The sequence below is a fragment of the Pseudomonas sp. HMSC08G10 genome, assembly GCF_001808425.1.
Lineage (GTDB): Bacteria > Pseudomonadota > Gammaproteobacteria > Pseudomonadales > Pseudomonadaceae > Aquipseudomonas > Aquipseudomonas guariconensis.
Genome location: NZ_KV793291.1, coordinates 67686 through 79261 on the forward strand (window position 1 = coordinate 67686; position 11576 = coordinate 79261).

At 63.1% G+C, this 11576-nt stretch carries 11 protein-coding genes and 2 pseudogenes; 8 read left to right on the plus strand and 5 right to left on the minus strand.

The window, feature by feature from the left end:
* Window positions 1–90: 90 nt before the first annotated feature.
* The gene (locus tag HMPREF3173_RS02960) at window positions 91–363 is read right to left on the minus strand and encodes a hypothetical protein (protein WP_043209351.1); all 273 of its coding nucleotides are present in this window, start codon (window positions 361–363) and stop codon (window positions 91–93) included.
* Between the two features lie 201 nt (window positions 364–564).
* Here HMPREF3173_RS02960 and HMPREF3173_RS02965 point away from each other — a divergent pair, with 201 nt between their 5' ends.
* Window positions 565–957 (plus strand): transcriptional regulator, encoded by a 393-nt coding sequence (locus HMPREF3173_RS02965; protein WP_043209353.1) that lies wholly within the window; start codon window positions 565–567, stop codon window positions 955–957.
* A 106-nt stretch (window positions 958–1063) separates the two neighbouring features.
* A complete protein-coding gene (locus HMPREF3173_RS02970; protein ID WP_070571459.1) occupies window positions 1064–1990 on the plus strand; it encodes a DMT family transporter in 927 nt (308 codons plus the stop codon).
* A gap of 22 nt (window positions 1991–2012) precedes the next feature.
* On the opposite strand, the gene HMPREF3173_RS02975 is transcribed toward HMPREF3173_RS02970, so the two are convergent.
* A complete protein-coding gene (locus HMPREF3173_RS02975; RefSeq protein ID WP_070571460.1) occupies window positions 2013–3185 on the minus strand; it encodes a YbfB/YjiJ family MFS transporter in 1173 nt (390 codons plus the stop codon).
* A gap of 105 nt (window positions 3186–3290) precedes the next feature.
* Between HMPREF3173_RS02975 and HMPREF3173_RS02980 the strand changes: the two genes are divergently transcribed.
* Together HMPREF3173_RS02980 and HMPREF3173_RS24795 are read left to right on the plus strand one after the other, a co-directional pair.
* On the plus strand, window positions 3291–4184 hold the full coding sequence (locus tag HMPREF3173_RS02980; protein WP_070571462.1) for a putrescine utilization regulator PtrR: 894 nt from the start codon (window positions 3291–3293) through the stop codon (window positions 4182–4184).
* Window positions 4185–4309: 125 nt separating this feature from the next.
* Complete coding sequence (locus tag HMPREF3173_RS24795; protein ID WP_256543834.1) at window positions 4310–4438, plus strand: PA1414 family protein; 129 nt, start codon at window positions 4310–4312, stop codon at window positions 4436–4438.
* Between the two features lie 87 nt (window positions 4439–4525).
* On the opposite strand, the gene HMPREF3173_RS02985 is transcribed toward HMPREF3173_RS24795, so the two are convergent.
* Together HMPREF3173_RS02985 and speB are read right to left on the minus strand one after the other, a co-directional pair.
* A complete protein-coding gene (locus tag HMPREF3173_RS02985) occupies window positions 4526–5905 on the minus strand; it encodes a sodium:solute symporter family protein (RefSeq protein WP_043209362.1) in 1380 nt (459 codons plus the stop codon).
* Between the two features lie 247 nt (window positions 5906–6152).
* Complete coding sequence (gene speB, locus HMPREF3173_RS02990) at window positions 6153–7103, minus strand: agmatinase (RefSeq protein ID WP_043209365.1); 951 nt, start codon at window positions 7101–7103, stop codon at window positions 6153–6155.
* A 225-nt stretch (window positions 7104–7328) separates the two neighbouring features.
* Here speB and HMPREF3173_RS02995 point away from each other — a divergent pair, with 225 nt between their 5' ends.
* From HMPREF3173_RS02995 to HMPREF3173_RS03005, 4 genes and pseudogenes are all read left to right on the plus strand, one after another.
* Complete coding sequence (locus tag HMPREF3173_RS02995; RefSeq protein WP_043209367.1) at window positions 7329–8222, plus strand: LysR family transcriptional regulator; 894 nt, start codon at window positions 7329–7331, stop codon at window positions 8220–8222.
* Between the two features lie 143 nt (window positions 8223–8365).
* Window positions 8366–8641 (plus strand): annotated as a pseudogene (locus tag HMPREF3173_RS25235) (PAS domain-containing protein); the annotation flags it as partial.
* Window positions 8642–8944: 303 nt separating this feature from the next.
* Window positions 8945–9925 (plus strand): annotated as a pseudogene (locus HMPREF3173_RS25240) (methyl-accepting chemotaxis protein); the annotation flags it as partial.
* A 75-nt stretch (window positions 9926–10000) separates the two neighbouring features.
* Complete coding sequence (locus HMPREF3173_RS03005) at window positions 10001–10594, plus strand: tRNA-uridine aminocarboxypropyltransferase (protein ID WP_070571466.1); 594 nt, start codon at window positions 10001–10003, stop codon at window positions 10592–10594.
* 7 nt (window positions 10595–10601) lie between these two features.
* Here the strand turns inward: HMPREF3173_RS03005 and HMPREF3173_RS03010 are convergent, their stop codons facing one another.
* Window positions 10602–11486 (minus strand): LysR substrate-binding domain-containing protein, encoded by an 885-nt coding sequence (locus HMPREF3173_RS03010; RefSeq protein WP_070571468.1) that lies wholly within the window; start codon window positions 11484–11486, stop codon window positions 10602–10604.
* Window positions 11487–11576 lie beyond the last annotated feature (90 nt).

Here is an 11576-nt window from a genome sequence, read left to right on the forward strand (position 1 = left end):
GGCGGCCCTTTGCGGATCAACCCGCTCCCACCACCTGGAGGGGCGTCATCCTTGTGGACGCGGGTTTGCCGTGAAAGGGCCTTCAGCGGGTTAGTCAGCCTTTTTCTCCGCTGCTTTGAGTTCCTGGATTCGCTTGTCGATCAGCTGGCACTTGTCCGGCAGGTCCTTGCTGGCCGTGCCCAGATCCATCCCCTGCAACTCCTCGTTGATTTCCTTGGCCTTCTGCGGATTCTGCTCCGTCAACTGGGTGACCAGCCCGGCCAGCTCCTCGCGTTTCTGAGTCGCTTCTTCCGGTGTGCAGGCCCAGCCGGGCAGGGCGTAGAGCAATGCACTCGCGCACATGAAGGGCAGTAAGCGTTTCATCCATTTTCCTCCCGAGTGGGGTGTACGCGGTTGAAAGACGGGAACTCTGGAAGTTCAACGAGATAGCATGGGTGGCATTGACCCTGACAGAGCGCTGTATGTCCCAGCGGCTTTTTAGCCATCCGATTTCGCCGGAACACCCATCACCACTCACCGGTCCCATGCTGTGTACCCCACACGTTCACAGCAGGAGGCCACCACATGAGCACCTATGACTGGGACCTGATCGAACGCTTGTTGCATGAAGTGCAGAACAGCGCAGGCCACAGCTTCACGCCACGTCCCTATGCCGAGCAGCATGCGGCTGCCTTGGCCGCCGCCGGTCAGCCGGTGGGCGATCTGGATCATCTCAAGACGCGGGCCTGCGAGTACGAGAAGATCCTCTTCGAGCGCGGTTACATCGAAAGCCGTCCGGAGGAGGACGGCGGTAATGGCGAGAATTTCGTCCTCACCGAGCGTGGCTCGCGCCTGCTCAGCCTGATCGACAGCAGCATCCCTGGGTTCGAGCATCCGCGTCAGGTGCTGGACGAACAGGACGACGCCCTCGATGAGGCGACCTTCGAACAGGTGGCCACCAAGGCGCAAATTGCTTGAGGTCGTTTTGAGACTGGCATCGGCACCCCGGCAAACCCGATAATCGGCACTCAGTTGCCAGAGACAGGACCTCGCCCATGCCATCGATAGACCACGGGGGTCGCCCATGAGCGCGGCCCGCAAGAACCCCGATGCTTTTGCGTTGCAGGTCATGCTGGGCCTGTGCCTGATCTGGGGCAGCCAGCAGGTGATGATCAAATGGGCCGCCAGCGACATTGCGCCGGTGATGCAGGCGGCGTTGCGTTCCGGGATCGCCGCGGTGCTGGTGGGGCTGTTGGTCTGCTGGCGCGGCGGCTGGTCCATGGCGGGCAGCACCTGGCGGGCGGGCATGTTGGCCGGCGCCTTGTTTGGCCTGGAGTTCTTGTTCATCGCCGAGGGGCTGAAGCTGACATCGGCGGCGCACATGTCGGTGTTTCTCTACACTGCCCCAGTGTTCACAGCCCTGGGGTTGCATTTCACGTTGCCAAGCGAGCGTCTGCGGCTGCTGCAGTGGCTGGGCATCCTGTTGGCTTTCGCCGGGATCGCCACGGCGTTCGCCGGCGGAATGTCGCTGAGCCAACTGGATGGACGAATGTTGCTCGGTGACGCCTTGGGCGTGCTGGCGGGCCTGGCCTGGGGCGCGACCACTGTGGTGGTGCGTGGGTCGCGACTGTCGGAAGCCCCGGCCGATCTGACCCTGTTCTATCAGTTGCTGGTGGGCTTTGTCGGGTTGCTGCTGATTGCGCTGGTCAGCGGCCAGATCGGCAAGGTTGCGTTCACTCCGGTAGCCGTTGGCAGCGTCTTGTTCCAAGCGGTGGTGGTGTCCTTCATCAGTTACCTGACCTGGTTCTGGTTGCTGCGCAAGTACCTGGCCTCCAACCTAGCGGTGTTTTCCTTCATCACGCCGTTGTTTGGCGTGACCTTCGGCGTGCTGTTGCTGGGCGAGCCCTTGAGCCTGAACTTCGTGTTGGGCGCATTGATGGTCCTGGGCGGGGTCATTCTGGTCAGCGCTGAACCCTGGGTGCGTCAGCAGTTACGCAGATTCGTGGGCTGATGAGAACGACCACGATCGGACCTCAGGAACTGGTGCAGGCCCTTGCCGTGCTGACCTGCGCGGCGCTGATGCCGGTCAGCGCCAATACACCAGCCAACCCCAGCCCGCCTGCGGCGAGCATCAAGGCAGGCTGCAACCCGCCCCAGGAGTGAGTGCTCGCTGCTGCCAGCAAGGGGCCGCTGAGCTGCCCCAACGCGAAACAGGCGGTCAACAGGCCGGCATTCCGTTGGGTCGCATGGGGCGCCAACTCCCGCGAGCGCTGCATGACCAGCTGCATGCATGCCAGGAAGGGGGCGCCACACAGCAGCACGCCCAAGGCCAGGCCAAGACCGTCGCCCAGCAAGCACGCCAGCACACCCAAGCCCTGCAACCACAAAGTCGCGCTCAGCCAGGCGGATGTCCGGGTGGGGCGCCGCAGATTGACCAGCACCACGCCCAATGCTGCCGCCAGGCCGAACGCCGGCCAGAACAGATCGGCCGCCCAATGCCCCTGAAACTGATGGCTGGCCATCTGTGACAGAAAAGTCGCCGGCAGGATGTAGCCGATGCCATACAGGGCGTAGATCACGCCCAACCGTCCGATCCCGGTGGTGGGTACAGCTGCGCTGTCGGTCATGCCCGACGGCACCTTCGTGGCCTGCGGCTGCGGCAGCCAGGGCAATACGGCCAACAGCACGACCAGCGCCGCCACCGCATAGATCAGCCAAAGGGCGGCCGACCCGAGCCCCAGCAAGTGTGCGCCCAGGGCCAGCAGGCCGGTCAAGGCGATACCCACGCCTGGCCCGGCGAATACCAGGGCGCCGAGGCGAGGACGGCCGTATGCGGTGGCCACTTGCTGACTGAGACTGGTGATCATCACCAACACCCAGGCGCTGGCCACCCCTGTGCCGAAGCGCAGCAGCATATGGCCCCAGAAGCCATCGGCAGCCCAGGAGGCGAGGGTCAGCAACACGCATAGCCAGAGGCCGGTATGCAGACGCAGGCGCACTTGGCCCGGCTGACGGGCGAACATGCTGTCGACCGCGCCGAGAAAGTAGCCCAGGTAGTTGGCCGCTGCGACCAGGCCGCCTGCGGTCAGGTCGAGCTGACCTTCGGTAATCAGGCGTGGCAGTTGCGGGGTGAGGGCGAAGCGGCCGATGCCCATGGCCATCATCAAGGCCATGGCGCTGGCCAGCAGTTGCACGAAGGGTGACATGGCGGCTCTCCTGCCGGACGAAAGGGATGGAGGGCAGGTTAGAGGGGATTGACTTTCAATAAAATTGAATAATGATGATCAAGTTATTCTGTTTTGGAGAATGCCATGGAATTCAGCCAACTGCGCATCTTCCAGGCCGTGGCCGAGGAGGGTTCGGTCACGCGTGCTGCCGAGCGCTTGCATCGGGTGCCTTCGAACCTGTCGACGCGCCTGCGTCAGTTGGAAGAGCAACTAGGGGTGGAATTGTTCGTGCGCGAGCGCCAGCGTTTGCAGTTGTCTCCGGCAGGCAAGGTCCTGTTGGACTACGCCAATCGTCTGTCGACCCTGCGCGATGAGGCGGTCGCTGCGGTGCAGGGCGGTCAACCGGCAGGCGACTTCGTCCTCGGTACCATGTACAGCACCGCGGCGACGCATTTGCCGCCGTTGCTGGCGCGTTATCACCAAACCTACCCGGCGGTGAACCTGCAGGTGCAAGCCGCGCCCAGTGGTGAATTGCTGGAGGGGTTGCTGGCCCACCGGTTGGACGCAGCGCTGGTGGACGGCCCGCTGAGCCTGGCCGGGCTCGATGGCGTGCCGTTGTGCGAGGAGGTGCTGGTGCTGATCACCCGCCCGGAACATCCGCCGGTTCACAGCGCGCGGGACGTCGCGGGGCGTGCAGTATTCACTTTCCGGCAGGGCTGTTCCTACCGCATGCGCCTGGAAGCCTGGTACGCCCATGACCACACCCCCATGGGGCGGGTGATGGAGATCGAGTCATACCAGAGCATGCTGGCGTGCGTAATTGCCGGCGCAGGGGTGGCATTGATGGCCCAGTCCATGCTCGACACCCTACCTGGTCGCGACCAGGTGCAGGCGCACCGTTTGCAGGCGCCGTTCGATCATGCGGTCACCTGGCTGATGTGGCGCCAGGGTATGCTGGGGGCCAACCTGCAAGCGTGGATCGATGTGCAACAAGGGGAAACAATTGACCGACGGTCGGCACGTGCCATTTCCGCTTGATCCGCGTCAAACTCGCCCCTATCTGTAGGATCAGAGGCATGCGCGATGTAGGACATCGGGCTATGATCTGTATGAAGCATCGAAGGACTGAATCGCCGTGAGGTTGACCCGTTAAGGGGGCATTTATGAACAATCGAATGTACAACTGGCTCCATGACCTTGCCGTCGCCCTGGGCTTGCTCCCACCTCCGCTGCAACCGGTGCCGATTCCTACCGACGAAGAGCAGCGCAAGCGCCAACCGCGTCGCCGCTGAAACGAAAAGGCCGCCGCATCTGACGATGCCGCGGCCTTTGTTTTTTCTTGCCTGGCGCCCGTCGGGGCGCCAAGCGTTCGCTTTACATCACGCCAGGTTGACGGTTGCCACAGGGCGGCGCGACAGCAGGCTGACCACCACGAAGCTCACCAGGCCGATCGCCAGGCTGTAGTAGATCGGCGAGTTGGCATCCAGACCGTCCTTGAACATGAAGAACAGTGCGGTGGCGAAGCCCAGCGCCATGCTGGTGATGGCGCCTGCGGTGGTGGCGCGCTTCCAGAAGATCGCCCCGATCAGCGGAATCAACATGCCGCCGACCAGCAGGTTGTAGGCCAGGGTCAGGGCGCTGATCACATCGTTCACCGCCAGGGCGATGCCCAGTACCACCAGACCGGTGAGGAGGGTGAACAGGCGGTTGACGCCCAGGCTCGATTGCTTGCCGCCACGCAGTTTAGGCAGCAGGTCTTCGGTCAGGGTGGTCGAGGCCGCCAACAGGCCTGCGCTGGCGGTGGACATCATCGCTGCGAGGGCGGCAGCCATCAGCAGGCCACGGACGCCTTCGGGCAGTTGGCCCTTGATCATTTCAGCGAAGGCATTGTTCGGGTTGGCCAGGTCAGGCAGCAACACGTGGGCGGCCATGCCGATCAGGGCGCAGGCCAGGCCGTACAGGACGCAGTAGATACCGGCGACGGTACCGGCGCGCTGGCAGACCTTCTCGTCACGGGCGGTGAACACACGTTGCCAGATGTCCTGGCCGATCAGGATGCCGAAGAAGTAGATCAGGAAGTAAGTGATGATGGTGTCCCAGCCGATGGTGGTCCAGCTGAAGCTGGCCGCCGGCAGCTTGGCTACCAGGGTGTCCCAGCCACCGGCCTTGTACAGGCAGATCGGCAGCAGAATGAACATCAGGCCCACGGTCTTGATGATGAACTGGACGATGTCGGTCAACGTCAGCGACCACATGCCGCCGATGGTCGAGTACACCACCACTACGCCACCGCCGAACAGCAGGGCCATCCAGAACGGTACATCCAGCAGCACTTGCAGCACGGTGCCCATGGCCAGGGTCGAAGTGACCGCGATCATCAAGGCATAGGCGAGCATGATCGCTGCGCTGGCCTGACGGGCCATCGGATTGTAGCGGCGCTCCAGAACCTGGGTGACGGTGAAGATCTTCAGGCGCAGCAGCGGTTTGGCGAGGAACAGGTTCAGGGCGATGATCCCCAGACCCAGGGCCGCACACAGCCAGAAACCGGAAATGCCATGGACGTAGCCCAGGCGCACGGTGCCGACAGTGGAAGCGCCGCCCAGCACGGTGGTGGCCATGGTACCCATGTACAAGGTAGGGCCGAGGTTGCGCCCTGCCACCAGGTAGTCTTCATGGGTTTTCGCGCGTCGCATGCCATACCAGCCGAGGCCGAGCATGCCTGCGGCATAGATCAGTACAACGAAGATGTCCAAGGCCATTGGGGGTCTCCCGATTATCTTTATTATGGCGAGATCGACCGTCCGGGCGGTTTATGGCGCCCAGCGGTCTTGTCTTGTGTTGACGGGCCTCTATGGCCCTTCCTAATGGCTCCTGCCGCAGGTATTGCGTTCACGTCCTTCGTCGGTGCGGGCTGGCCCGGCGGTCACGGTCGCGGGGACTGCATGGCCGGTCATGCCATCGTCATCGCAAGGCAGCCTGCGCCTACAAAGGTGTGTGACTACTCGCTCAGCGGCGTACCACGCCCGGCAGAACGCAGAGCATCTCGAACAGCAGGTTCGCGCCGAGCAGCGAGGTGTTACCGGTGGTGTCGTAGGGCGGCGAGACTTCGACCAGGTCGCAGCCGATCAGGTCCAGGCCGTGGCAGCCACGGATGATCTCCATCGCCTGGATGGTGGTCAGGCCACCGATTTCCGGGGTGCCGGTGCCAGGAGCCCAGGCTGGGTCGATGCCGTCGATGTCGAACGACAGGTACACCGGACCGCCACCGACCTTTTCACGTACTTCGGCCATCAGCGGCTCCAGCGACTTGTGCCAGCACTCTTCGGCCTGCACGACGCGGAAACCTTGGCGACGGCTCCAGTTGAAGTCATCGGCGGTATAGCCCTGGGCGCGCAGGCCGATCTGCACCACGCGGTCGCAGTCGAGCAGGCCTTCTTCTACAGCGCGGCGGAAGGTGGTGCCGTGGGCGATCTTCTCACCGAACATATGATCGTTGACGTCGGCGTGGGCGTCGATATGCACCAGGCCGATCTTGCCGTGCTTTTTGTGCAGCGCACGCAGGATCGGCAGCGTGATGGTGTGGTCGCCGCCGAGGGTCAGGGGGATGATGTTGTGCTCGAGGATCTCGTCGTAGGCCTCTTCGATGATGCGCACGGCGTCGAGCAGGTTGAAGGTGTTGATCGCCACGTCACCGATGTCGGCAACCGACAGCGAATCGAACGGAGCGGCTCCGGTCGCCATGTTGTACGGACGGATCATCACCGACTCGGCGCGGATCTGACGCGGACCGAAACGAGTGCCCGAGCGCAGCGAAGTGCCGATGTCCAGCGGTACGCCAATGAACGCGGCGTCCAGGCCTTCGGCGCTTTGCAGGTGGGGGAGACGGAGCATGGTGGCGATGCCGCCGAAACGCGGCATTTCGTTGCCGCCCAGTGGTTGGTGGAGAATCTTTTCCACGGTGGGCCTCATCAGTCGGTCGATTGTTTTGTTTGTTCGAACCTGTGCCGCAGCGTGCCAGGCAGGCAAGGAGACGCCGGCGGGCAGGGACATTGGGAGCCAGTCTGCGCAAGGTAGTGGGCAGGAGGAATCGCTACAGACAAATACTTACTTCAGGATTTTCTAAACTATCCGTTCACAGCGGGTTAGACTCTGGTGATTTCCACCCTGCGGAACCGTTGCACCATGGCTTCTTCACTGCCCGACCTGAAACTGCTGCGTATCTTCGTCAGCGTGGTACGCCACCAGGGCTTCGCCAATGCCCAGCGCGAACTGAACCTCTCTACATCGGCCATCAGCACTTACATGAGCCAGTTGGAAAGCGCCTTGGGCATCGTCCTGTGTCACCGTGGCCGTGGCGGTTTCAGCCTGACCAGCAAAGGCGAGCTATTCCACCAGGAGACCTTGCGCCTGCTGGCCGAACTCGATGGCTTCGAGCAATACGCCGCGGCGCTCAAGGGCGAGCTGCGCGGTACCCTCAATCTCGGGGTGATCGACTCCACCGTGGGCGACCGCGCCCTGCCGCTGGCCGAGGCCATCGGGGCCTATAGCCAGGAGCATCCAGCGGTGCATCTGCACCTGTCGGTCTCCAGCCCCTATGAGTTGCAACTGGGGGTACAGGACAACCGCCTGGACCTGGCCATCGGCGCCTTCTCCTCGCGCATGAGCGGTCTGGTGTATCAGCCGTTGTACCGCGAGCAGCACTGGCTGTACTGCAGCAGCCGGCACCCGTTGTTCGGCGAGCGGCGGGTACCGGAAGAAGTGATCACCCAACAACGCATGGTGGGGCGGGGCTACTGGAGCCAGGCGGAGCTGGCGCGCCACGGTTTCAAGCACAGCGCGGCGACGGTTGAGAGCATGGAGGCCCAGTTGATTCTCATCCTCTCCGGCGCCTATATCGGTTATCTGCCCGAACACTATGCCCAGGCCTGGGTCGATAAGGGAGACCTGCGCGTCCTGTCGCCGGCCACCTTTGGCTATCAGGCGCCGTTTTCGTTGATCATCCGCCGTGGGCGTAGCCGCGAGCCCTTGATCCAGACCTTCCGTGACCTGCTCAAGTCGCAACTGAATGTCAGTTAAAAAACGTCGCTTTTAGAACATTGCGTCAGGCTGTGTAAATTTCCTGGGAGGCATGCGACTGGAGTGATGGCGTTCTGCTAAATATCTATTTGCTTTGATGAAATTTCCCATCATCTAACAAAGCAAGGACTGCCCAGATGCGCATGAATTTGCCCGTCACAGAGCAAGAAAGAACCTTCCCGTCCGACCAGCGGCTCATTTCCACCACCGACCTGAACAGCCGCATTACCTATTGCAATGACGCGTTCGTGGCCATCAGCGGTTTTACCTACGACGAACTGGTGGGGCAGCCGCACAACCTGGTGCGACACCCCGACATGCCACCGTCGGTGTTTGGCCACATGTGGGAAACCATCAAGCAGGGCAAACCTTGGATGGGAGTGGTCAAGAACCGCGCCAAGAACGGTGATTTCTATTGGGTCAGCGCCTACGTCACGGCCATCTATGAAAATGGCCGGATCAGCGGCTACGAGTCGGTACGTTCGGTCCCGACCCGAGACCAGATTCGCCGTGCCGAGGCGCTTTATGCGCGTTTGCGTGGCGGACGTTCGGCAGTGCCTTGGGCCGCACGCCTCGGGTCCGGGCTGCAACATGGTTTGCCGCTGATTGGCGCAGGCCTCGCGTCGGCTGCCGCTTATCTCTGGTTACCGCAGTACGCGGCGCTGGGCGTGCTGATGGCCAGCATGCTGGGGGCCTGGTACTGGATCGAACACCGGCAGAACCAAGCCATTCGCCGGACCTTGGCCGAGCACCCCAAGGCGTTCACCAGCCCGTTGGTGGCCCTGACCTACAGCGACAACCCTGGTCTGCAAGGGCAGTTGGACCTGGCCATCATCAGTGAAGAGGCTCGCCTGCAAACAGCCCTGACCCGTCTGGTGGATGCCGGCGTCGGGGTCAAGTCGCGGGCGGCGGAGTCGGCCGGTTTGTCCGATGCCCAGGCGCAGATGCTCGACCGCCAGCGCAGCGAGACCGACCAGTCGGCCACCGCCATCGCCCAGATGGCCGCAACCATCCAGCAGGTTACCCACAACGTGCAAAGCACCGCTCACGCCGCCAGCGATGCCGATCATCTGGCCCAGCAAGGCAGTGAGCTGGCGCAACAGAGCCTGAAGGCCATGGGCAGCATGAGCGATGCGGTCAACGACATCGGGCAGGCGGTCAATGCGCTGGCCGAACAGACCCAGTCGATCGGCAGCGTGGTGGATGTGATCACTTCCATTGCCGAGCAGACCAACCTGCTGGCGCTCAACGCAGCGATCGAGGCCGCGCGGGCGGGCGAGCAGGGGCGTGGGTTCGCGGTGGTGGCCGATGAAGTACGTTCCCTGGCCCAGCGCACCCGTGCTTCCACCGACGAAATCCATCACATCATCGCCTCGCTGCGTTCGGGCGCCGAGCGGGCGGTCACTACCGCCAACCGCGGCGAGCAGATTTCCCGAGACAGCGTGCACAGCGTCGAAGCGGTCCAGGAGGCGTTGTCCGGTATCGTCCAGGCGGTCAGCCGTATCACTGGCATGAGCCAGCAGATGGCAACGGCCTCGGAGCAGCAGAGCCATGTCGCCGAGGACATCAATCAGCAGATCGTGCGGATCGCCCACCTGTGCGACGAGAGCGCTGGGCAGGCCAAGCAGGGCGCGCAGATCAGCCAGGACCTCGAACGCATGGCCGAGTACCTGCACAGCCTGGCCGAACGATTCAATCGCTGAAAATTCACCTCTCCCACAGGGATGTGGGGCTTTTCCGAGCGGCTGTGGCACACTGCGCCGGGTAAGGAGAAGCCGATGTCCAGACCCCGCTGCGAACGCTGCCAGCGTCCGCTCGATCACTGCCTTTGCCCATTGATTCCCAGCCTCGACAGCAGGACCCGCGTGGTCCTGCTGCAGCATCCCAGTGAAGTGTCCCATGCTTTGAACACCGCACGCCTGGCCGCGCTTGGCCTGGTGAACGCCGAACTGCGGGTGGGCGAGGTATTCGATGACCTGCAGGCGCTGCTCGCCACACCCGGGTACCGGCCGGTGCTGTTGTTCCCAGGGGAGCAGGCGCAGGTGCTGTCGGGTTACGAGGTCGGAGACGAGATGCCGCTGCTGTTGATCGTGCCCGATGGTACCTGGCGCAAGGCACGCAAGCTGCTCTATCTCAATCCGCTGCTCGACGCGTTGCCACGGGTGACGCTGGGTCAGGTACCGCCCTCACGCTACCGGTTGCGCAAGGCGCCGGAGCCGGGCGCCTTGTCGACCATCGAGGCCGTGGTCGAAGCCCTGAATGCCCTGGAGGGCGCTGGGCGTTTCGATGCGCTGTGCCGGCCTTTCGATGCCTTGATCGAAGGGCAGATCAAGGCCATGGGGCGGGAGACGTTCGAGCGCAATCACGGCTAGGCGGCGATCAGATCTGTTCCAGCAACCACCCCCGGAACGCCCGCAGCGAGGGCAGCGCCTCGTTGCGCGGTGGATAGATCAGGTAATAGCTGCGCTGGCTGGCAAAGGCGCCCCCGGCGCTGACCAGCTCACCGCTGGCCAATTCTTCTTCCACCAGGATTCGCGGTACCAGGCCGATGCCGATTCCCGCCCGTACGGCCTGGATCAGATGCGATGTCAGCTCGAAGCTTGGCCCCAGGCGCATGCTGCGATGGGGCAGGCTATGGTGGGAGAACCACTCGCCCCACGCATGCGGGTTGTTGGCGACGTTGAGCAGCACCTGTTCGCTGATGCGCACCGGGTCCCAGCCCCGGACATCGTCTGCAGCCGTTGGCGGCAGGATGACCACCAGCTCTTCGGCATGCAGCCGATGGCAGATCAGTCCCGGCAGGTCATGGGTGGCGACACCGATGGCGGCGTCGATTTCGCTGGTGTCGAAGTTGATCGCTTCGATCCGTGAATGGATGTGCACCAGCATCCCGGGGTGCGCGGTATAGAACGCATGCAGGCGTGGCAGCAGCCATTTGGAGCCGAAGGTCGGCAAGGTGGCCAGGCGCAAGGTACCGACGCCCGACTGGTAAGCCAGGGCCTGCAAGGTGGCGCTGCGGATGCGCCCCAGGGCTTCGCTGAGCTCGCGCTGATACAGGCGGCCTACGTCGGTCAGCTGGACCTGGCGCCCTTCACGGCGAAACAGCGTCAAACCCAGCTGCTGCTCCAGCGCCTGCACCTGTCGGCTGACCGCGCTCTGGGTCAGGGACAGTTCGGCAGCAGCGCGGGTGTAGCTCTCATGTCGGGCGGCGGCCTCGAAGGCCAGCAGTAACGACATCGATGGGGTCAGGTGGCGGTAATTCATTCGCAAAACTCATCGATAGCGGCAGGAATATCCGTTTGCCCTTGGCTGGAAACTACAGGAACATTGGCGCATTCGTCATCCCTGCGCAGT